At 68.9% G+C, this 20,795-nt stretch carries 23 protein-coding genes; 14 read left to right on the top strand and 9 right to left on the bottom strand.

Translation table 11 applies throughout. From position 1 onward, the window contains the following. The first annotated feature begins 4 nt into the window (after positions 1-4). From ABZX37_RS11595 to ABZX37_RS11610, 4 genes are all read left to right on the top strand, one after another. Entirely contained in the window at positions 5-1,957 is a 1,953-nt protein-coding gene (locus ABZX37_RS11595) for a biotin carboxylase N-terminal domain-containing protein (RefSeq protein ID WP_354738470.1), read from the top strand. Then, entirely contained in the window at positions 1,954-3,120 is a 1,167-nt protein-coding gene (locus tag ABZX37_RS11600) for an acyl-CoA dehydrogenase family protein (protein ID WP_354738472.1), read from the top strand. Before ABZX37_RS11595 ends, ABZX37_RS11600 begins: the two co-directional genes overlap by 4 nt. A gap of 109 nt (positions 3,121-3,229) precedes the next feature. Then, positions 3,230-3,835: a TetR family transcriptional regulator gene (locus ABZX37_RS11605; RefSeq protein WP_354738474.1), complete on the top strand. Its 606-nt coding sequence runs from the start codon at positions 3,230-3,232 to the stop codon at positions 3,833-3,835. Positions 3,836-3,937: 102 nt separating this feature from the next. After that, complete coding sequence (locus ABZX37_RS11610) at positions 3,938-4,207, top strand: hypothetical protein (protein ID WP_354738476.1); 270 nt, start codon at positions 3,938-3,940, stop codon at positions 4,205-4,207. 337 nt (positions 4,208-4,544) lie between these two features. On the opposite strand, the gene ABZX37_RS11615 is transcribed toward ABZX37_RS11610, so the two are convergent. Beyond that, complete coding sequence (locus ABZX37_RS11615) at positions 4,545-5,516, bottom strand: chitinase (protein ID WP_354738478.1); 972 nt, start codon at positions 5,514-5,516, stop codon at positions 4,545-4,547. A gap of 367 nt (positions 5,517-5,883) precedes the next feature. On the opposite strand from ABZX37_RS11615, the gene ABZX37_RS11620 reads away from it, so the two are divergent. Further along, positions 5,884-6,537: an NIPSNAP family protein gene (locus tag ABZX37_RS11620; RefSeq protein WP_354738480.1), complete on the top strand. Its 654-nt coding sequence runs from the start codon at positions 5,884-5,886 to the stop codon at positions 6,535-6,537. Between the two features lies 1 nt (position 6,538). On the opposite strand, the gene ABZX37_RS11625 is transcribed toward ABZX37_RS11620, so the two are convergent. Continuing rightward, the gene (locus ABZX37_RS11625; RefSeq protein WP_354738482.1) at positions 6,539-6,982 is read right to left on the bottom strand and encodes a nucleoside deaminase; all 444 of its coding nucleotides are present in this window, start codon (positions 6,980-6,982) and stop codon (positions 6,539-6,541) included. Between the two features lie 79 nt (positions 6,983-7,061). Here ABZX37_RS11625 and ABZX37_RS11630 point away from each other — a divergent pair, with 79 nt between their 5' ends. Further along, entirely contained in the window at positions 7,062-8,057 is a 996-nt protein-coding gene (locus ABZX37_RS11630) for a YafY family protein (RefSeq protein WP_354738484.1), read from the top strand. Here ABZX37_RS11630 and ABZX37_RS11635 read toward each other — a convergent pair. Beyond that, positions 8,013-8,582: a TetR/AcrR family transcriptional regulator gene (locus ABZX37_RS11635; RefSeq protein WP_354738486.1), complete on the bottom strand. Its 570-nt coding sequence runs from the start codon at positions 8,580-8,582 to the stop codon at positions 8,013-8,015. The two genes, ABZX37_RS11630 and ABZX37_RS11635, sit on opposite strands and share 45 nt — an antisense overlap. 88 nt (positions 8,583-8,670) lie before the next feature. On the opposite strand from ABZX37_RS11635, the gene ABZX37_RS11640 reads away from it, so the two are divergent. Next, on the top strand, positions 8,671-9,582 hold the full coding sequence (locus ABZX37_RS11640; RefSeq protein WP_354738487.1) for an NADP-dependent oxidoreductase: 912 nt from the start codon (positions 8,671-8,673) through the stop codon (positions 9,580-9,582). Here ABZX37_RS11640 and ABZX37_RS11645 read toward each other — a convergent pair. The 4 genes from ABZX37_RS11645 to ABZX37_RS11660 form a co-directional block, all read right to left on the bottom strand. Then, on the bottom strand, positions 9,579-10,184 hold the full coding sequence (locus ABZX37_RS11645) for a TetR/AcrR family transcriptional regulator (protein ID WP_354738489.1): 606 nt from the start codon (positions 10,182-10,184) through the stop codon (positions 9,579-9,581). The two genes, ABZX37_RS11640 and ABZX37_RS11645, sit on opposite strands and share 4 nt — an antisense overlap. A 112-nt stretch (positions 10,185-10,296) precedes the next feature. Beyond that, complete coding sequence (locus ABZX37_RS11650) at positions 10,297-11,475, bottom strand: hypothetical protein (RefSeq protein ID WP_354738491.1); 1,179 nt, start codon at positions 11,473-11,475, stop codon at positions 10,297-10,299. A 38-nt stretch (positions 11,476-11,513) separates the two neighbouring features. Next, positions 11,514-11,873 (bottom strand): hypothetical protein, encoded by a 360-nt coding sequence (locus ABZX37_RS11655; RefSeq protein ID WP_354738493.1) that lies wholly within the window; start codon positions 11,871-11,873, stop codon positions 11,514-11,516. Beyond that, the gene (locus ABZX37_RS11660; protein ID WP_354738494.1) at positions 11,870-12,400 is read right to left on the bottom strand and encodes a SigE family RNA polymerase sigma factor; all 531 of its coding nucleotides are present in this window, start codon (positions 12,398-12,400) and stop codon (positions 11,870-11,872) included. Before ABZX37_RS11660 ends, ABZX37_RS11655 begins: the two co-directional genes overlap by 4 nt. Positions 12,401-12,612: 212 nt before the next feature. Between ABZX37_RS11660 and ABZX37_RS11665 the strand changes: the two genes are divergently transcribed. The 6 genes from ABZX37_RS11665 to ABZX37_RS11690 are packed head-to-tail and all read left to right on the top strand — an operon-like array spanning position 12,613 to position 18,063. Then, positions 12,613-13,518, top strand: coding sequence for a dihydrodipicolinate synthase family protein (locus tag ABZX37_RS11665; protein ID WP_354738496.1), 906 nt, complete (start codon positions 12,613-12,615; stop codon positions 13,516-13,518). Positions 13,519-13,557: 39 nt separating this feature from the next. After that, positions 13,558-14,559: a proline racemase family protein gene (locus tag ABZX37_RS11670; protein WP_354738498.1), complete on the top strand. Its 1,002-nt coding sequence runs from the start codon at positions 13,558-13,560 to the stop codon at positions 14,557-14,559. Continuing rightward, on the top strand, positions 14,556-15,707 hold the full coding sequence (locus ABZX37_RS11675) for an FAD-binding oxidoreductase (RefSeq protein ID WP_354738500.1): 1,152 nt from the start codon (positions 14,556-14,558) through the stop codon (positions 15,705-15,707). Before ABZX37_RS11670 ends, ABZX37_RS11675 begins: the two co-directional genes overlap by 4 nt. Next, positions 15,704-15,961 (top strand): (2Fe-2S)-binding protein, encoded by a 258-nt coding sequence (locus tag ABZX37_RS11680; protein ID WP_354738502.1) that lies wholly within the window; start codon positions 15,704-15,706, stop codon positions 15,959-15,961. The genes ABZX37_RS11675 and ABZX37_RS11680 overlap by 4 nt, the downstream gene beginning before the upstream one ends. Further along, positions 15,954-17,345 (top strand): NAD(P)/FAD-dependent oxidoreductase, encoded by a 1,392-nt coding sequence (locus tag ABZX37_RS11685; protein WP_354738504.1) that lies wholly within the window; start codon positions 15,954-15,956, stop codon positions 17,343-17,345. The genes ABZX37_RS11680 and ABZX37_RS11685 overlap by 8 nt, the downstream gene beginning before the upstream one ends. Positions 17,346-17,376: 31 nt before the next feature. Next, complete coding sequence (locus tag ABZX37_RS11690; RefSeq protein WP_354738506.1) at positions 17,377-18,063, top strand: GntR family transcriptional regulator; 687 nt, start codon at positions 17,377-17,379, stop codon at positions 18,061-18,063. 447 nt (positions 18,064-18,510) lie between these two features. On the opposite strand, the gene ABZX37_RS11695 is transcribed toward ABZX37_RS11690, so the two are convergent. Then, positions 18,511-19,119 carry a TetR/AcrR family transcriptional regulator gene (locus tag ABZX37_RS11695; protein ID WP_354738508.1) on the bottom strand — a complete coding sequence of 203 codons (609 nt, stop codon included), beginning with the start codon at positions 19,117-19,119 and terminating at the stop codon, positions 18,511-18,513. 23 nt (positions 19,120-19,142) lie between these two features. Between ABZX37_RS11695 and ABZX37_RS11700 the strand changes: the two genes are divergently transcribed. Next, entirely contained in the window at positions 19,143-19,610 is a 468-nt protein-coding gene (locus tag ABZX37_RS11700; RefSeq protein WP_354738510.1) for an SRPBCC family protein, read from the top strand. 141 nt (positions 19,611-19,751) lie between these two features. Here the strand turns inward: ABZX37_RS11700 and ABZX37_RS11705 are convergent, their stop codons facing one another. Next, positions 19,752-20,702: a LysR family transcriptional regulator gene (locus ABZX37_RS11705; RefSeq protein WP_354738512.1), complete on the bottom strand. Its 951-nt coding sequence runs from the start codon at positions 20,700-20,702 to the stop codon at positions 19,752-19,754. Positions 20,703-20,795 lie beyond the last annotated feature (93 nt).

Consider the following 20,795-nt stretch of genomic DNA (forward strand, 5'->3'; position numbering starts at 1 on the left):
GGCCATGATCCAGAATCTGCTGGTCGCCAACCGGGGCGAAATCGCCCGCCGGGTGTTCCGCAGCTGCCGGGACGCCGGAATCGGCACGGTCGCGGTGTTTTCCGACGCGGACGCCGATTCCCCGCATGCGCGGGAAGCCGACGTCGCCGTCCGGCTGCCGGGCAACGCGCCGGGCGAAACGTACCTGCGCGGCGAACTGATCGTCAAAGCCGCGGCGGACGCCGGGGCCGACGCGATCCATCCCGGGTACGGCTTCCTGTCCGAGAACGCCGGATTCGCCCGGGCGGTGCTCGACGCCGGTCTGACCTGGATCGGCCCGCCGCCCGCGGCGATCGAGACCATGGGCTCCAAAGTGGAGTCGAAGCGGTTGATGGCCGCCGCCGGGGTCCCGGTGCTGTCCGAATTGGACCCGTCGTCGGTGACCGAGGCCGATCTTCCGTTGCTGGTCAAGGCTTCCGCTGGCGGCGGTGGTCGCGGCATGCGCGTGGTCCGTTCGCTGGGCGAGCTGGCGGAAGCCGTCGAGAGTGCTCGTGCGGAGGCGGGTTCGGCGTTCGGCGACCCGACGGTGTTCTGCGAGCGGTACCTCGAAACCGGACGGCACATCGAGGTACAGGTGCTCGCCGACGCGCACGGCACGGTCTGGGCGGTGGGGGAGCGGGAGTGCTCCATCCAGCGTCGGCACCAGAAGGTGGTCGAAGAAGCGCCATCGCCCTTTGTGGACGATGCCATGCGGGCCGAGCTGTTCGACGCGGCGCGCAAGGCCGCGCAGGCGATCGACTACGTCGGCGCGGGAACCGTCGAATTCCTGGCGGCTCCGGACGGCCGGTTTTACTTCCTGGAGATGAACACGCGGCTGCAGGTGGAGCATCCGGTGACGGAGAACGTGACCGGGCTGGACCTGGTGGCGTTGCAGCTCTCGGTGGCCGAGGGTGTTCGGTTGCCTGCCGAACCGCCTGCTGCCCATGGGCATTCGATTGAAGTCCGGCTGTACGCGGAAGACCCGTCGGCCGGATGGCAGCCGCAGAGCGGGACACTGCACGCTTTTGAGGTGTCCGGTGTGGACCGCGAGTTCACCCAAGGTGCCGGACTGCGCCTGGATTCCGGTGTGGAGTCCGGCTCGGTGATCGGTGTCCACTACGACCCGATGCTGGCGAAGGTCATCACGTGGGCACCCACGCGGGCGGAAGCCGCGCGTCGACTCGCCGGTGCTTTGGCCGGCGCGAAGATCCACGGAGTGGTGACCAACCGCGACCTGCTGGTCCGGATTCTGCGGCACGAGGCTTTCCTTGCCGGAGAAACGGATACCGCGTTCTTCGACCGGCACGGACTGGACACTTTGGCCGCTCCGCTGGCCACTGTGGACACCGAACGCTGGTCCGCTTTGGCCGCCGCGCTCGCCGATGCCGCCGGGAACCGGGCGTCCGCCATCACTCTGGGGCGGCTTCCCAGCGGCTGGCGCAATGTTCGTTCCGCCGGTCAGCGCAAGGTGTTCGCGAAGGGAGACAACCGTTACGAGGTCGTCTACTCGCTGACCCGCGACGGCTTGCGAGCCGAGGGCTACGACGACGTCGCCTTGGTCTCCGCCACACCGGACCAGGTGGTCTTCGACATCGCCGGAGTCCGCCGGACCTTCGAGGTGTCCCGGCACGGTTCGGTGTCCTCTGTGGATTCGCCGCTGGGCTCGGTGACGCTGACCGCCGAGCCGCGGTTCGCCGATCCCGATTCGGCACTGGCGGCGGGATCGCTGCTGGCGCCGATGCCGGGCACGGTCGTCCGGCTCGCAGTGTCCGAAGGGGACAGTGTGCGAACGGGCGATCCGTTGCTGTGGCTGGAAGCGATGAAAATGGAACACCGGATCTCGGCCCCGGCGGACGGCGTGGTCGCCGAACTGCCGGTCGAGGTCGGGCAACAGGTCGAGGTAGGCGCGGTGCTGGCTGTGGTGGGAGAGACCGAATGAACGCGATGAACTTCGTTGAGCCCGAAGAGCGGGTGGCGCTGCGGAAGGCCGCGGCCGATCTGGCCGGCAAGTACGGGCACGAGTACTACGCGAAGAAGGCTCGTGCGGGCGAAAAGACCGACGAGCTGTGGGACGAGGCCGGACGGCTCGGCTACCTGGGCGTGAACCTGCCGGAGGAATACGGCGGCGGGGGAGCGGGGATCGCGGATCTCGCCGCGGTGCTGGAGGAATTCGCCGCCGCGGGTTCGCCGCTGCTGCTGATGGTGGTGTCTCCCGCGATCGTCGGGACGGTGCTGTCGCGCTTCGGCACACCGGACCAGAAGAAGCAATGGCTGCCGGGAATCGCGGACGGCAGCAAGAAGATCGTCTTCGCGATCACCGAACCGGACGCCGGTTCCAACTCGCACAAGATCACGACGACCGCCCGCCGGGACGGCGGCGACTGGGTGCTGTCCGGCCGCAAGGTGTACATCTCCGGGGTCGACGAGGCGGACGCGGTGCTCGTCGTCGGGCGCACCGAGGACGCGAAGACCGGTCGCCTGAAGCCCGCGCTGTTCGTGGTGCCGACGGACTCGCCCGGGTTCGAGTTCACCAAGATCGACATGGACATCGTCGCGCCGGAAAACCAGTTCTCGCTGTTCCTGGACGACGTGCGGCTGCCCGCGGAAGCCCTGGTGGGCGAGGAGGACGCGGCGATCGCGCAGCTGTTCGCGGGCCTGAACCCGGAACGGATCATGGGCGCGTCGTTCTCGCTGGGAACCGCGAGGTATGCCCTGGACAAGGCCGTCGGCTACGCGAACGAACGGCAGGTGTGGGGCGCGCCGATCGGGTCGCACCAGGGGCTCGCGCATCCGCTGGCGCAGGTGAAGATCGAGCTTGAGCTGGCGAAACTGATGACGCAGAAGGCCGCCTCGCTGTACGACGCTGGCGACGATTTCGCCTCCGGGGAGTCCGCGAACATGGCGAAATACGCGGCGGCGGAGGTAGCGATCCGCGCGGTGGACCAGGCGGTGCAGACCCACGGCGGGAACGGCCTGGCGACCGAATACGGTCTGGGAAGCCTGGTGACGGCGGTGCGACTGGGCCGGATCGCGCCGGTGAGCCGGGAAATGGTGCTGAATTTCGTGGGGCAGCACAGCCTTGGGCTGCCGAAGTCGTACTGAACAGTGGTGAAGTCATGAGGCTTGGCCGGAGGTTCGTGAGGGGAACCCTGAGGGAATCAGATTCCCTCAGGGTTCCCCTCACGGCCTTGTGCGGGCGAGGTGACGCCTGATGCTCCGCGAACCGCAGCAAGAACGCAGCCGCACTACGCGGCGGCGGTTGATCGAGGCCGCGATGGACTGCATCGGGGAGCGGGGGTGGCACGGGGTCACCGTCGCGGTTATCGCGGAGCGGGCCGGCGTTTCCCGGGGCGCCGCGCAGCATCACTTCCCGACCCGGGAGTCGCTGGTCGCGGCGGCGGTCGAGTTGCTCGGCGAGGCTCAGCTGGACGAACTGCGCACGCGCGCGGCCGGGTCGCCGGGCGGTTCCTCGCGGATCGAGTGGGTCGTCGAGATGCTGCTGACCCTCTACACCGGGCCGATGTTCCGCGCGGCGTTGCAGCTGTGGGCCGTCGCGTCGACTGATGACCAGTTGCGCGACGTGCTCGTGCCGCTGGAGGCGCGGGTCGGGCGGGAGGCGCACCGGGTCGCGGTCGGGTTGCTCGGCGTCGACGAAGCTGAGCCGGGCGTGCGCGAACTGGTCCAGGCCACTCTCGACCTCGGGCGCGGCCTCGGCCTCGCCAACCTCCTCACCGACGACACCCGCCGCCGCGAGCAGATCGTGCGCGAGTGGGCTCGGACGCTCGAGTCTCGCCTGGCGGGAACCGAACAGGTCTAGGCATCGTCACATTCCCGAACCGCTACAGTGTGGCTGTTAACACATTCGGCCCAATCGGCGATAACGTTGAGTAAGTAGCCCACGAGGAAGAAGGCGATCCCGGTGTCCGGTTCAGAAGGGGTGACCGTCGAGCTGACCCATCGCGCGATGGCCATGCTCAAGGCGGTCGCGCAGCAGCGCGCGGAGATGTCCACCAGCTGCGAGCCCGACCTGTTCGTCGACGGTTTCGCTTGCTGCGACCAGATGACCGCGCACGCGCTCGCCAAGGGCGGCTACGTCCGGCCGGGCACGGGTTCCGCTGCCGCCGGGCGCGTTCCCGCTGAGCTGACCGAGGCCGGGGTGGCCGCGCTGTCGGTCACCGCTGCTGCCTGATCTTCACTCGTTCGGCCGTATCCGCGCACGGTGTGTCACGGACGGCAGAACGGGGACCTCCCGGGCGGGAAGGTCCCCGTCGCCGCGCTCCGCCCTGCCGGATGGCCTCGATCCGGGCGGATGCGCCGGTGCGGAACGGTGGTTCAGTCCACTGCGGCACGGCCTGGCCGACTCGCGAGGCTCAGGCAGACGGGCGGCCGGTTCGCTCGGCTGAACCGTCGCCGACTTCGCCCAGGTCGGCCGAACCGCCGCCAACTCGGCTCATCAGCCGAATCGGTTCCCGGCCCGGCGCAGGCCAGCCGAACCGCTGCCAGTTCGGCCCGGCCCCACCCCGGAATCAGCCGTTGTACCCGGCCACGACTTTGGTGAACGCGTAGTTGTCCTGGTCGATCCCGCTGCACCCGCTGCAGTCGCGGTTTGTCGCCCAGAACGTGACGCGGCCCAGGTGGTGCTCGGCGGCCCAGTCGCGGATCGCGGTGAAGTCCGCGACCGACACGACCTCGCCGGCCCGGTCGGTCTTGCCGTTCATCGACGACAGCCCGGCGCGGTGGTAGGCGGTGGCGTCGTCCCAGCCGAACGTCGACTTCAGTTCTCCGACCAGGCCGTCCACCGCGGATTTCGTCATCGCGACCATGTCGCCGCCGTCGGAGAAGTCGAACGGCATCAGCGACCACACGTCGACGTCCGCGCCCAGCGCTTTCGCCTGCGAGACCAGCCGCTTGCCCCAGTCGTTCGGGCCCTGCGGCGTGGTGCCCATGGTGATCACGACGCGCAGGCTCGGGTCCTTGTCCTTGAGAATCTTCACCGCGCCGAGGATCCGGTCCTGGACCGCGGCGTTCTCGAACTCGTCGGTGTTCTCGATGTCGAGGTCGATCGCCTTGAGGCTGTAGGCGTCGATCACCTGCTGGTACGCGCCGGCCAGTTCTTCGGGCGACCCGCAGTTCGGGCCCAGTTTGTTGCCCTGCCAGCCGCCGAAGGACGGGATCACGTCGCCGCCCGCCGCGCGGATCTTCTGGATCATCGCGGCGTCGGCGCCGTCGAGCGGGCGGTTGCCGTCCCAGGCGGGGGCGCAGCCGCCGCCGGAAAGCATGAAGGCGAGGGTGAACGCGCTGACGCCGGTCGCCTCCATCGCGGCGGACGGATCGCTCTGCCCGCCCCATTGGTACAGATACGGTGCTGCGAGAACCGGGTCTCCCGCGGCTGAGGCGGTGCCGACCGTGGTGCTCAGGGCGGCGCCCGCGGCGAGTGCCAGCACGCCGAGCCGTCCGGCGAGTTTCCGGCGGGAAGTGGTGCGGCGCAAGGGTTTCATGGGTCCTCCAACGGGGGAAACGCGCACCCGGCGGCACGCGGCATCGGAGCACCTGGCGAAGCCGGACGTGGCGGCGGCGCCCCGCAGGCACTCGGGGGAGTGTGTGCGCAGTCACAATGGACTAGACCATTGAGAAGTGTCAAGACATGGGCGGGAGTGGGAAAAAACCTCACCGAGCGTGTCCAGGTCGCCGGGAGGTTCCGGGGCGCCGGTGAGCGGGACTATCGGGAAGCCGTGCGCGCACGGGAGGGCAGACAACGCGCGGGCGAAACCGCTCAGCGGGCGCTGCCGGAACGGTGTGTCACGCTGGAGGCGGCTCCCCGGTCATCGGCGCCCTCGGAGCGGTCGATCTTCTAAGGGGAGCGTCATGACCGAACCGGTCCAGATCAGCGGAGCCGACGTCGCCCCGGAGCAGCAGGCCGTCCGCTATGAGCTGGCGATCCTGTCCTTTCAGTTGCTCGACGGGCCGAACGCCGTCGAGGGTGTCTTGCCGTGGGTCGAGGGGCACGGCGAACTGCTCGGCTGCTGGCAGACGGAGAACGGCCCGCTTGGCAGGCTGGTCGTGCTGCGCGGGTTCGAGAATCAGCAGGCGCTCGACGAGGAGCGGACGCGGGCGCGTCACAGCCGCAAGCCGTTCGGCGGCGACTATCTGACCGATTTGTCGCTGCAGAGTTACGCGCCGTTTCCGTTCATTCCGCCGGTGCGGCCGGGGAAGTACGGTTCGGTGTACGAGATCCGCGATTATCACCTCCGGCCGGGCGGTTTGACCGCGACGATCGACGGCTGGCGGAAAGCGTTGCCCGCGCGGCATGCGGTCGATCCGCTGACCGTGGTGATGTATGCGCTCGACGGGCCGGATCGGATCATCCAGATCTGGCCGTTCGCGAGCCTGGACGAACGGCTCGCGATTCGCCGGGACCTTTACGCGAAGGGGATGTGGCCGCCGCCGGGTGCGCCGGAGGAAATTCTGGACGCGGATTCGATTATCGCGGTGCCGGTGGAGTTTTCGCCGTTGGCGTGAGTCACGTCGGTTCGCCGATGTCTTCGAACCACAGCGCCGGTTCGCGTTCGATGAATTCCGTCATCAGGGCGACGCAGGCCGGGTCGTCGAGCAGGTCGACGCGGACGCCGTGTTCGGCCAGCCAGTCGTGGCCGCCGGTGAACGTGCGCGATTCGCCGATCACCACGTGCGGGATGCCGAATTGCCGGACCAGGCCGCTGCAATACCAGCACGGCGACAGCGTCGTGACCATGATCGTGTCGCGGTAGTGCGGGCGGCGGCCGGCGGCGCGGAACGCGGCGGTTTCGGCGTGCTGGGACGGGTCGCCGTCCTGGACGCGGCGGTTGTGGCCGCGGCCGAGGAGCTTCCCGTCGCGGTCGAAAAGAGCCGCGCCGATCGGGACGCCACCCTCGGCTTTTCCGGCTTCCGCTTCTTCGCGGGCGACAGCGAGCAGGTCGTCGAGCATGCGTCACTTTCGCACGGCGCGGCGAGGTTCCGGCGATCGAGGACCGAAGCTGTCCGCGAAGCGTGGCAGAGTAACCGGCATGTACGGAACCTCCGAACGCCTGTTGCGCCTGCTCTCGCTGCTGCAGGCCCGCCGCGAGTGGCCTGGTCCGGACCTCGCGGGCCGGTTGGGGGTCGACGTCCGGACGATCCGGCGCGACGTCGAACGGCTGCGGCAGCTCGGCTATCCGGTGCACGCGACGCCGGGGGTCGCGGGCGGGTACCGGCTGGGGTCCGGCGCCGCGTTGCCGCCGTTGTTGCTGGACGACGACGAGGCGGTCGCGGTGGCGGTCGGCCTGCGGACGGCGGCGAACGGCACCGTGTCGGGGATCGAAGAGACGTCTGTGCGGGCGCTGGCGAAGCTCGAGCAGGTGCTGCCCGCGCGGCTGCGGCACCGGGTGCGGGCGATGGATTCGGCGATGGTCCGGATCCCCGGCGGCGCTCCGACGATCGACGCGGAACTGCTCACCGTGGTCGTCGCCGCGTGCCGGGACAACGAGCGACTGCGGTTCACCTACGGCACGCACGCGGGCGCCGTGGCCGAGCGCGACGTGGAACCGTTGCGGCTCGTGCACACCGGCTGGCGGTGGTACCTCGTCGCGTGGGACCTCGGCCGCAACGACTGGCGCACCTTCCGGCTAGACCGCATCGACGGTCTCCCGACGCCCAGTTTCCGTTTCACGCCAAGGGAACCGCCGGCTGAAGACCTCGCCGCGTACGTGTCGAGCCGGATCGCGACCGCGCCGTATCCGCACATCGTGACGTTGCGCGTGTCGGCTCCGGCGGAGGTGCTGTCCGCGCGGGTTTCGCCGACTACAGCGGTGATCGAACCGATCGACGACGAAACCTGCCGAATGCGCACTGGTGCGAAAACGTTCGACTACATTCCGTTTTACCTCGCGCAGTGGGAATTCGACTTCGTGGTGGAGGACGCGCCGCCGGAATTGATGGGGCGTCTGGCGCAGATCGCGGAACGGTTCGCGCGGGCTACATCAGGTCGAGGTGGCGACGGCGAGCAGGTTCGCGGCGGCAGCTGACAATGCCTCGGGGAAACCCTTGCCGTCACGGTGTTCCTCGGCCATCCAGCGTTCGGTGGCCAGTCGCAGCACGGACAAGCCAAGGTCGGTCGCCAGCCGCGCGGTTTCGGGGGCGACGCCGCGGTCTAGCAATGCGCTGGTGAGTGCTTCCGAAATCGTGACGAGCTTGATCAATTCCCGCTCGCGCAGCGGGGGATTGGCCGCGATCACCGCAGCTCGGCGCAGCAGGAATTCGCGCGGGCGGAATACGCGCGGCGCGGTGGCGAATGCGGCCAGCAGGGTGGGCAGTGCGGGAGTGCCCGGCGGGACCGCATCGATCGCGGTGACGAACTCGGTCTCCAGTTCCTGGCTGCCGCCGAACAGCACTTCCCGTTTGTCGGCGAACCACCGGTAGAACGACCGCTCGGTGAGGTTCGCGCGCTGCGCGATCTGCGCGACTGTCGTGCGGTCGTAGCCCTGCTCCTCGAACAACGCCAGTGCGGCCTGTTCGAGCCGGTTCCGGGTGTTGCCCTCCCATCGCGCCATGCGCCCAGTGTAGCGACAGCAGATGCTGTCATCACTCTGGTAGCGTCAGTGACGACAGCTTCTGTCATCACTCACGAGGAGCCATGAGATGCGCACCCTTCGTTTTCCCGAGCACGGCCCCGCGGCCGAGGTATTGCGGGTCGAGGACGCCGCGGCGCCGGACCCTGGACCAGGCCAGATTCGCGTCTCGGTGCAGGCGTGCGGGCTGAACCCGGCGGACTGGGCGTTGTGCGAGGGCCTGTTCGCCGGCGACCTGCCGCGCGGGATCGGGCTCGAGGTGTCCGGCACGGTCGACGCGCTCGGCGAAGGCGTGACCGGCGTGGAGATCGGCGACCCGGTGTTCGGTTGCGCGCCGTTCACCGGCCCCACCGCGGGCGCGTCCGAGCTTGCGCTGCTCGATTCGTGGTTCGCGCGTCCGGACGGGCTTGACGCGGTCCACGCCGCGGCGTTGCCGATGGCGATCGGCACGGCTTATGCGGCACTCGACGCACTCGGCGTCGGCTCCGGCAGCACCCTGCTCGTGCACGGCGCGGGCACCACCACCGGGCTCGCCGCCGCGCAGATCGCACTCCTGCGCGGGGCTCGCGTGCTCGTCACCGCAGGCGAGACGCACGCCGAGACGCTCCGCTCAGCCGGCGCGGAAGTCACCAGCTACCACGATGGAATCGCCGACCGCGTGACGGCGCTGGCCGGGGGACCGGTCGACCTCGTGCTGGACGCCGCACCGTTCAGCGGCGCGGTGGCCGAACTCGTGCGCACCGTCAAGGAACCAGGACACGTGCTGACGCTCGATCTCAGCTCGGACGAACCCGGGGTCCAGACCATTGTCAGCTCGGGCGCCCAGCCGCGCTACGACGTCCTCGGCGAGTTCGCGTCGCTCGCGGCGCAGCGGCGGTTTTCGATTCCGGTGTCCCGGATTTTCCCGCTGGACGACTGGCGCGCCGCGCTTGAGCTGAGCCAGTCGCGGCAGGCCCGGGGCAAGCTGGTGCTGGCGCTTTAGCTCGCGCCGAGCATGCGGAGGACCAGTTCGCCGTATTCCTTGCCCAGTTCGGTGGGCGTCTGCCGGGTCCGTTCGCTGTACCAGCGTGCGACGTCGACGCCCAGCGACAGCACGGCTCGCGCGGCGATCCCGACGTCGCCGACGGTGAACGCGCCGGACTCGACACCGTCGGCGATCACCTCGCGCACGCGCTGCTCGATCTTCCGCCGCAGCTGCGCGACGACCTGATATTCCTTCTCCGGCAACGCATTCAGTTCGTACTGCACCACGCGCGCGACCGTGTGCCGCCGCGCGTGCCAGGCGACGAAATCCTCGACGAGCAGCCGCATCCGCTCCACCGGGCCGGTGACGCGCCCGAGGACGTCCTCGACGAGGGCGAGCGTCTGCTCGTGGCCGTTGCGGCTGATGGCGAAAAGCAGCGCGGCTTTCGAGGGGAAGTGCACGTACAGCGCGGCCGGGCTCATCCCCGCCGCGCCGGCGATGTCCCGCGTGGTGGTGGCGTGGTAGCCGCGTTCGGCGAACGACTCCACCCCGGCGAGCATCAGCCGGCGCGCGGTCTCGGGCTGCACGTCGGGCCACAGGTCGGCCGAGAGCGTGGTCATCCGGCGATCCTCCTCTAGTCCCGCGCCGGCCGGTGAGCCCGCCCGTCGTCCCTAGAGTGTAAGCGGTCGCTCAGTGCGGAGTCCGGTGATGCGTCCTCGCTGATCCGGCCCGTCAGATGACGTAGCGCCATCCGGTGAGGGAGTAGGCGCTGAACCAACAGCCGAGGAGGACGAAGGCGGCCGTCGTGGCCACTGCGGTGCCCGGGCGGCGGGCGGCGAGACCGCGGGCGATCGGGAACAGCAGGATGAAACCGGGGATCAGGAAGCGCGGCTTGACGGTCGGGAGGCCCGCGGTGCCCACGACCAGCACCACGATTCCGGCGCCGTAGGCGGCGAGCGGCCACCACCGCGACAGCGGGCGCAGCGTTTTCGCCAGCAGGACGGCGAGCACGGCCGCTCCCAGCACGATGAAAACGGTCAGCGTCTCCATCACCGAAGAACCGGATGCCAGTTTCTGCCAGGAGAATTCCGCCGCCTCTCGGCCGCCGTCGAAGCGGGTTCGCCAGTTGTCCCATTCGAGGTCGAACCAGCCGGTCGGACTGCCCGTCCAGACCGCGACGAAGACCCACCAGCCGAGCAAGCCGAGCGGGCACAGCACCGCGCAGATCATGGTCGTCCAGCGGTCGCGGGTGCGGACGAAGGCGATCACCGCGGCGACGCCGACGACGGCGATGAGGACTGCGGCGGTCGAGCGGGTGAGGCCAGCGCCCACGCAGCACGCGGCGGCCAGCAGCCAGCGGCGCTCGACGACTCCGACGAGCGTCCAGGCGGCGAAGGCGGTGAACAGCGCTTCGGTGAAGACCATCGACTGCGTGATGGCGAGCGGTGCCCCGGCCCACAGCGCTACCAGCAGCAACCCGGTGCGCGTGCGGCCGTCGATCCGCTGGGACAGCCGGAAGATCGCGGCCGCGGCGAGGCATCCGGCGACTGCGCTCACCAGCAGCCCGGCCAGGACCGTGCTGCCCAACGTGATCGGCGAGACGACACGGAGCAAGGTCGGATACGCCGGGAAGAACGCGAGCGGCGTGTAAGGCGCGTAGTTCCCCGCCGCGTCGTACAGGCCGCGTGTGGTGCCGAAGTAGCCGTAGTCGGCGATGTCCAGGTAGAACTGCCCGTCCCAGGCGGTGAGGCGGCCGATGAGGGGCTGGCCGGTCCTCACGGTGAACAGCGCGAGCAGGGCGACGCTGAACACGCGGATGACCAGGTACCCGCCGATCGCGCGGACGTACGGGCGTTGGTGCCAGCGGATCGTCGACGGGGTGAAGGCGGTTGGTTCGGCAAGCGTCGTCAAGGTGGTTCTTTCTCGTGGAGCGGGCACTGGCGGACCGGTCAGCGGTGGCTGGTGCTGGTGGGGTGGCGGCCAGTGGTCGTCGTGCGGTTCGGGGTGGTCCCGGGGGAGCTGCTGCCGGGTGTCGGGTCAAGGGTCGGGGCGGGCTGGGGTCCGGTGGTCGGCGCGACGGCGGGCTGGACGGTCTGCGGCGCGGTGGCCGGACCGGTCTGGCCCGCTGTCACTGTCACCAGAACGACGAGCAGCGCCGTCGTCAGGGCGCTCCCGCCGACCACGACGAGGTTCCGCAACTGGCGTCGCTTGCGGCCTTCCGACAGCAGCCGCTCGGGATCCACGCCGGGCGGCGGTTCGTCGACCGGCCCGGCGAGCAGGATCACCGCGCGTGCTTCGTCGTCGTTCATGCCCGCCCCTCCTGGGACGCCAGGTGCCCGAGCTGGCTGGGATCGAGGAGTTTGCGCAGGGTCGCCAAGCCGCGCGCGGACTGGCTCTTGACGGTGCCCGCCGAGCAGCCGAGAGCGGCGGCGGTCTCGTCGACGCTGAGGTCGTCCCAAAACCGCAGCACGAGAACCGCGCGTTGTTTCGGCGGGACGCCGTCGAGAGCCGCGCGCACGGAAAGCCGCTGGGCGTGGTCGGGCTCCGGTGCCGTGCTGATGTCCGGCAGCTCCGCGGAAAGGTGTTCGCGCGAACGCCACTTCCGCCGGTTTTCGTTCAGGAACGCGCGCACGACCATCCGCCGCACGTAAGCGTCCAGTTCGCCCCGCCGGACCAGCCTCGGCCACACGCGGTAGAGCTTGAGGAAGGTGACCTGCAGCAGGTCGTCGGCCCGGTGCCAGTCCCCGCACAGGACGAACGCGGTGGCGCGCAGGGAACCCGAGGACGCCGCGACGTACGCGACGAACTCGTCCTCCCACCACGCGTCTTGCTCCACACGGGGTACAGGCCTCGTGGCGCCGGGGAGGTTGCATGCAGATGGAGTGACACAGGTCATAGAAAGCGGACCTGCTGGCGTGTCCACAGTGGACTGATCGATCCCGCTCCGTCCATCGGGAGGGGAACCGTCGACGCTTGCGCAAGGGGGAAGAGCCGTGCCAAAGTCTCTGTGCAATGTCACATGACACACTGCCGGAATCAGGGAGACCCATGAGCACGGTGGACCGGCCTTGGCGCGGCATCCATGTCGCGACCGCCCTGCCGTTCGACGACGACCTCTCGGTGGACTACGACGGTTTCGCCGAGCATGTCCGGTGGCTCGCCGAAAACGGCATGGACGGCGTGACTCCCAACGGTTCGCTGGGGGAGTACCAGACCCTCACGGACGAGGAGCGGGCGCGCGTCGTCGAAGTCGCGGTCGAGGCCGCGCCGGACGGTTTCGGGGTCATGCCCGGCGCCGCCGCGTACGGCTCGGGGGAGACCTGCCGATGGATCGAGCAGGCGGCTCAAGCCGGCGCGCACTCGGTGCTGCTGCTCCCGCCCAACGCGTACCGGGCCGACGCCGACGCTGTCGTCGAGCATTACCGCGCCGCTGCCGCAGTGGGCCTTCCGATCGTGGCGTACAACAATCCGTACGACACCAAGGTCGACTTGACCCCCGACCTGCTCGCGCGGCTTTTCGCGGAAGACCTCATCGTGGCGGTCAAGGAGTTCACCGGCGATGTCCGGCGGGCGTACGAGATCGCCGAACTCGCGCCTGGGCTCGACGTGCTGATCGGCAGCGACGACGTCGTGCTCGAACTCGGCATCGCGGGGGCGGTCGGCTGGATCGCCGGGTACCCGAACGCACTGCCCGTCGCGTCGAAGAAGCTCTACGACCTGGCTACGTCGGGGCAGGCCGAGGACATCGCCGCGGCGGTCCCGTTGTACCGGGACCTGCATTCGTTGCTGCGCTGGGATTCCAAGACCGAGTTCGTGCAGGCGATCAAGGCGTCGATGGACATCGCGGGCCGCAAGGGCGGCGCGTGCCGTCCGCCCCGCCACGCCCTGACCGGCGCCGCCGCGGACCGGGTGAACGCCGATACCAAGGCGGCCCTCGAAAAAGGCTATTGCTGATCCGTCGCCGCGAGAACTTCGCACAGGAAGCGAGAACCGATGAGGACGAGCCGAATCATCCACGCGGTCGATTCCCACACCGAAGGAATGCCGACCCGCGTGGTGACCGGCGGGGTCGGCGTGTTCCCCGGCGCGACGATGGCCGAACGCCGGGTGTGGTTCCAGGAGAACGCCGACGACCTGCGGACCTTCCTCATGTGCGAGCCGCGCGGGCATTCCGCGATGAGCGGGAGCGTCCTGCAGCCGCCGACGCGACCGGACGCGGACTACGGCGTGCTCTTCATCGAGGTCTCGGGCCTGCTTCCGATGTGCGGGCACGGCACGATCGGGACCGCGACGGTCCTCGTCGAAACCGGGATGGTTCCTGTCGTCGAGCCGGTGACGACCGTTCGGCTGGAAACGCCTGTCGGTCTGGTGGTCGCCGAGGTCGCGGTCGCGGACGGGAAAGCCACGTCGGTGACGATCCGCAACGTGCCGTCTTTCTCCTTGGCGCTGGACGCGAGCGTCGAGGTTCCCGGTTTCGGGGACGTGCGGTACGACCTCGCTTTCGGCGGGAACTTCTACGCGATCGTCGACCTCGACGACTTGGGTCTTCCCTTCGACCGGAAGGCCAAGAACGAACTGCTCGACGCCGGTCTGAGGATCATGAGCGCGATCAACGAACACGCGCTGCCCCGGCATCCCGAGCGCCCCGACATCTCCGGCTGCCACCACGTCTACCTCAAAGCGCCCGGCTCCGACGCGAAACATTCGCGGCACGCCATGGCTATTCACCCCGGATGGTTCGACCGTTCGCCCTGCGGCACCGGGACGAGCGCCCGGATGGCTCAGCTGCACGCACGCGGCGAACTGGCCCTCGACACCGATTTCGTCAACGAGTCCTTTATCGGCACCACTTTCACCGGAAGGCTGGTCGAGGAAACGAAAGTCGGCGGAATACCGGCGGTAGTACCGACGATCACCGGACGCGCCTGGATCACCGGCACCGCGCAATACCTGCTCGACCCGACAGATCCTTTCCCCGCCGGGTTCGAGCTGTGACCACGCCCGACGTCCTGATCATCGGCGCCGGTGCGCTCGGCGCCGCCACGGCTTGGTTCGCGACCCGTGCGGGCCTTTCCGTCGAAGTCGTCGAACAGGGACAGGTGGCCAGCGGCACGACCAGCAGCTGCGAAGGGAATCTCCTGGTCTCGGACAAAGAAGCCGGACCCGAACTCGATCTCGCGCTCTTGTCGCTGGTTGCCTGGCAAGAGGAGCTTGGCGAACACGGCTCGCTCTGGGAGTTCGAGCGCAAGGGCGGCCTGGTCGTTTCGTCCACAGTGGACTCCGCGGCCGGACTGGCCCAACTGGCCGAGCGGCAACGCCTCGCGGGTGTCGAGGTGCATGACCTCGCCCCGGAAGCGATTCCCGACTACGAGCCGCATTTGACCCGTGAGCTTTCCGCGGCCGCGTTCTATCCTCAGGACTGCCAGGTGCAACCGATGCTGGTAGCGGCTCACCTGCTCCGGATGGCGCGCGAACGCGGCGCCGAGGTCCGCACCGGCACCCGGGTCGTCGGGTTTCTCCGGGACGGTGACCGGATCCTCGGCGTCCGAACCGATCGCGGAGACCGGTACGGCGGCTGCGTCGTGAACGCCGCGGGAACCTGGGCGGGGGAGGTCGCCGCGCTCGCCGGCGTGGAGGTACCCATTCTGCCGCGCCGGGGCTTCATTCTCGTGACGCAACCGCTGCCGCTGACCGTGTTCCACAAGGTGTACGCCGGGGAATACGTTGCCAGCACCCAAAGCTCCGGCGAAGGGCTGCAAACGTCAACGGTGGTCGAGGGAACTCAGGCGGGAACGATCCTCATCGGCTCCTCCCGCGAGCGGGTGGGCTTCGACCGTTCCGTGTCGCCGCAGGCACTCCGGGAGATAGCCGCCAAGGCGCTCGTGCTCTATCCGTCGCTGGGCCGGGCCAAGGTGATGCGCAGCTACCTGGGGTTCCGCCCGTACTGCCCCGATCATCTCCCGGTCATCGGGCCGGATCCTCGGGCTCCCGGCCTTTGGCACGCGGCGGGCCACGAAGGCGCGGGCATCGGTCTTTCCGCCGGAACAGCGAAGATTCTCGTCCAAGCGCTTCTCGGAGAGGCGACTGCCATCGATATCTCGCCCTTCGCACCCGAACGGTTCGCCATGCCGGAGGCCTCGTGACCACCACCGTGACGCTGACCTTCGACGGTCAGCCGCTCACCGCGTCGCCCGGGCAGAGCGTCGGCGCGGCGCTCACCGATGCCGGGGTGCGTTCCTGGCGCACGACTCGCCGCGGCGGTCGGCCCAGGGGCCTGTTCTGCGGGATCGGCGTCTGCTTCGACTGCCTGATCACCGTGGACGACGTGGCTGACCAGCGGGCCTGCTTGGTGCCGGTCCGGGACGGCATGGTCGTGCGGAGCGATTCCGATGAGTAGGTACGACGTCGTCGTGGTCGGCGGCGGTCCGAGCGGTCTCGCAGCCGCTGCGGCAGCGTCCGGGAACGGCCTGCGCGTGGCGCTCGTCGATGCCTCGTCCCAGATCGGCGGCCAGTACTGGCGGCGGCCCAGCGATCAAGCGGCTGCGCAGCACGGCACGACACTTGAGTCGCTGCGTCGACGCCTGATCGACGTCGACCATTACCCGGAACACCAGGTCTGGCTTCTCGAGCCGGGCGGAGAGCACCGCCTGCACCTGGCACCGGCCCACGAAAGCGTGCGAAGCGCGGCCCCGCCTGTCCTTCGCGCCCGTTCCCTGATCCTGTGCCCGGGGGCCTACGACCGCCAGTTGCCGATCCCGGGGTGGGACCTCCCCGGGGTGATGGCGGCGGGCGGAGTCCAAGCCCTGGTGAAGGCGCACGGTGTCCTCCCCGGTCGGCGAGCCGTCGTCGCGGGCACCGGGCCCTTTCTGCCTCCGGTGGCGCGGCAGCTCGCGGAAGCGGGCGCGGAGGTCGTCGCTGTCTGCGAAGCGAACAGCATCACGGGCTGGCTGCGGACGCCGCTCGGTGCGATGGCTGTCCCGGCCAAACTGGGCGAAGCCGTGTCGTACGCCACCGCGTTCGCGCGGCACCGCATTCCCTTCCGGGCACGCACAATCGTGGCTGCCATCGAAGGCGACGACAAGGTCGACTCCGTGCGGCTTCGCAAGGTCGACCGCGCTGGAAACCTGACCGGCGGGGGCGAGACGCTCGACGGGATCGACCTGGTCGCCCTGGGCTGGGGATTCACCCCGTCTCTCGAACTGATCCTCGCCGCGGGCGCCGCCACCCGCGTCGACCTGGACGAATCGCTGGTCGCCGTGGTCGACGCCTGGCAACGCACCGATGCCGCCGGTGTCTACGTCGCGGGCGAGGCTACGGGCGTCGGCGGGGCACTTCTCGCGCTTGCTGAAGGCGAGATCGCGGGCCTGACTGTAGCCATTGACCAAGGCCGCTCCGTGGACCGCCGACGCGTTGGCCGCCTCCAGCGCCAGGTGCGGCGGGGGAGAGCTTTCGCGGCTGCCATGCATCGCGCGCACCCCCTGCCCGCGGGCTGGCAGGCGTGGCTCGAGCCGGACACGACGGTGTGCCGGTGCGAAGAGGTCACCGTCCAAGACATCCGCGACGCATGCCAGGCTTTGGGTGCCGTCGACGCACGGACGGCGAAGCTCTTGGCGCGACCCGGGATGGGGTGGTGCCAGGGCCGCGTCTGCGGATTCGCCTCGGCCAAGCTCGCCCAGGGCGAGGGAAAACGCTTGGCGGTCAACGATCTCGCGCCGATGTCCAAACGGTCGATCGCGATGCCGGTGTCCTTGGAACGGCTCGCTGCGGACGAACCTCACTAGGATGAGCGTCCGGGAAGAAGAGGAGTGAGGGATGAGCGCGAACATCCAGGAGTTCGAGAAGACGACACTCCGGGAGCGGGTCTCGCACGCCCTTCGCGCCGCAGTCGTGGCCGGGGAGCTCGAACCCGGCAACGTCTACTCCGCGCCGGAACTGGCCAAACGGTTCGGCGTGTCCGCCACTCCCGTGCGCGAAGCGATGCTCGACCTGGTCCGCGAAGGCCTGGTCGCCACTGTCCCGAACAAGGGTTACCGGGTCACGGAGATGGCCGAGAGCGAGCTGGACCAGATCACCGAGCTTCGCATGCTGATCGAGCCTGCTCTGGTCGCCCGCGCTCTTGCCCGCATTCCGGATGGCGATCTGCCGGAACTTCGAGCGATGGCGCAGGCCATTGTGGACGAAGCGGCAGCGGGAGATCTGGTCGCGTACACCGAGGCGGACCGGGCGTTCCACCTCAGGTTGCTGGGCTATGCGGGGAATGCCCGCGCGACTTCGCTTATCGCCGATCTGCGGGCGCATACGCGGCTTTACGGGCTCGCCGCCTTGTCCGAACGCGGCGAACTGGAGGAGTCCGCGCGCGAGCACCACGAGATCCTCGACGCGATCGCTGATGGGAATGCCGGGCTGGTCGAGAAGCTCATGCGTACTCACATCGGGCATGTGCGGGAGTCGTGGGCCAGTGCTGAGCCGACGCAGCGGAAGCGGAATTCTTCGTCGTGAGCCCGGACGACCTTGCCGACGCCGCCCTGGACCGCGGCCTGCAGGTTCCCGCCGATGGCGTAGACGTGCCTGCCGAACACGGATTTCCCGGGGACCAGGACGCGTTCCGTGTGGGCAGCGCCTGCGGGGCGGCGGAGCCGGGTGCCGAGACTGCGATACGTATCATCGTCAGCCGGGAAACGACGGAACGGTTGCTGCCGATCCCATTCCGCGCAGGGCGAAGGGGGAGGCGTGGAGTGTCCGAGATGTCGCCAAGGACGCCTTGAGAAAATCAAGGCAACCCGGTTTGCTCTTGTTATTTCCAAATGCCCTGAATGCGACGCAATTTGGCCGGTCGAAGGAAATGTCGGCGCGGATAACTTCGTTCAGTTTCAGCTATTCCTGGACCTCGTAGGCGAATCCGAGACGGACACTCCTTACGAGGAAATCGGCTCGCTTTAGCGCAGCTCACCGGACCTTGAGCCCGAGCGAAAGACGAGCCTGCGACGTCCACGCGGCCAGAAACGCTTCCTCTCCCGCATCCCCCGGTGTATGCCCGACGAGCGCTTCAAGAATCGGGTAGTACGTCAGCGAAGCGAGCAGCACCGACGCGGTGGCTGCCGGATCCTCGACCTGAAAGTCGCCACGCCGCACGCCGGACGCGATCCACTCCGTCGCGACCGTGTAGACCGATCCGAGCACGCCGTGCCACATTTGCTCCAGCAGGTCCGGAAACGGCTCCAGTTCGCGGAAAATGATGCGCAATGCCGCACGGTCACGGCGCATGCTGTCCCAAACCAGTCGCGCGACCACCGGCAGTGCCTCGTCCGGTGCCTCCGGCAGCGCGGCCGCTCGGCGACTGCTCTCGCTGACCCCCGCCAGGTGCTGCCGCACGATTTCCTCCAGCAGTGCCCGCTTGGACGGGAAGTGCTTGTACAGCGCCCCGGAACCGGGGTTGAGTCCGCAGGCTCGCTGGATGTCGGCGGTCGAGGTCTGGTCGAAACCCCGTTCGGAGAACAGCCGGGTGGCCGCTTCGACCAGGTTCTGCCGAGTGACTCCGGGAGTTGAACGCGCCATAGTGAGAGAGTACTCTCTTTCCTATGATCGAGGTTCAGGTGACCGAGACGATCAACTGCCCGGCGGACCGCGTGCTCGAGTTCGTGATGGATCCCCGTGCCTACGCCGCGGTCGACCGCAAGATCGGTGCGATCGACTGGGTGCGGCGCGACGGGGATGTCACCGAATTCCGCTTCGGCAGCAAGCTTCCGGGGCTGCCCGGCCCCGCGGCGAAGATCGTTTCGCGGATGAGCCGGACCCCGGGCGAGCGGGTGGACGTGCGGCTGCCGCCGATTCCGGCGAATCGGCTGGCCAATCTCGTCTCCGAGTTCAGCGCCAGCTGGGTGTGCGTCCCGGCGGGCGAGCAGACTGCGGTCACGCGGACGGTGCGATGCGGGTTCAAAGGGCCGATGAAGTGGCTGGCGGAACCGGTTCTGCGCCGCACGTTGCGGCCGGACGTCGAGGACGAGATGCGGCAGGCCAAGGCGGTGCTTGAGGCCCGTCAGTCCTGAACGAGACAGACGCCGCCCCCGGTGTGCGGAACTCAGCCGAAGACGAACCAGAAGAACGCAGCGAGTCTGGCCGGAAGGAATCTCAGCGCGGTCAGGGGGGCGGTAAACGCGGCGCACGGAAGGCGGGACACCGAGGAACTCCTAACGTTCCGGTACGGACGCGACCGTGTCCTCGGGTGCGGTCCGAGCCGGGATCGCGTCGGCGGGCCCGAGCCGCTCCGCCGCGAAGTCGAGGAGGGCGGAGGCGCGCGGAGTGAGCTTCATGTCCGCCGGCCAGATCCCCACTACGTGGGAAACCGTGACAGGGGGGTCGAGAGGCCGGATGACGACCGGTCGCCCCTCGATGCTCATGGGGAGCGCATGGGGCCGGGACATGAGCAGCCCGTACCCGAGTCCGCGGCCCACCAGTGCCTCGACGAGGCCGATCTGGGAGACCCTGGCTTCGATCCTGGGCTCCAGGCCGCGCGCGGTGAACGCGTCCGCCACATTGCGGACGCCCGGTGTCGCGTCGTACTGGATGTAGGGCTCGTCGGCGAGATCCGCCAGGTCCACTGTTTCGGCCGCCGCGAGCGGATGCCCGGGAGGCAGGTGCGCCTCGAGTTCTGTCGCATAGATCCTGCGGCGGCGGCATCCGATCGGCAGTGACACGTCGTAGACGAGGGCCACATCGAGACGCCCTGCCTCGAGAGCGGAGAGCAGCTCTTCGTTGGTGCCCACCGTGATCCCGATGCTCACGCCGGGATGCCTCTTGGGGAAGCCCTCGAGCAGCTCCGGCACCACGTTCGCGGCGAAGCTCGAATAGCAGCCCAGCCGCACTGGACCCCTCAGTTCCTGTTCGCGCCCGGCGCTCAGGACGAGTTCGTGCGTGTCGGCCACGATCTGACGAGCCCGTCTGGCGAAATCCTGACCGGTCGGCGTGAGGGTGAGCCCTCTGGCCTTGCGCCGCACGCACAGCTGCTCGCCCACGGCGCTCTCCAGGCTCGACACGGCCTGTGACAGCGCGGACTCCGAGATGTGCAGGTGCGCCGCGGCCGCGCTGAGCGTGGGGAAGTTCGGCAGTGCCGCGAAAAGTTCGAGTTGCCGCAGGCTCACCTCGGAGATGGTTGCCCCACTTCTTCAGCTCAACCGAATTACATCCTCACATTACCACGATTTACACGCAGACGAAGGCCTCGCATCATAAGG

Origin of the sequence: Amycolatopsis sp. NPDC004079 (assembly GCF_040610415.1) — a bacterium.
GTDB classification, from domain to species: domain Bacteria; phylum Actinomycetota; class Actinomycetes; order Mycobacteriales; family Pseudonocardiaceae; genus Amycolatopsis; species Amycolatopsis halotolerans.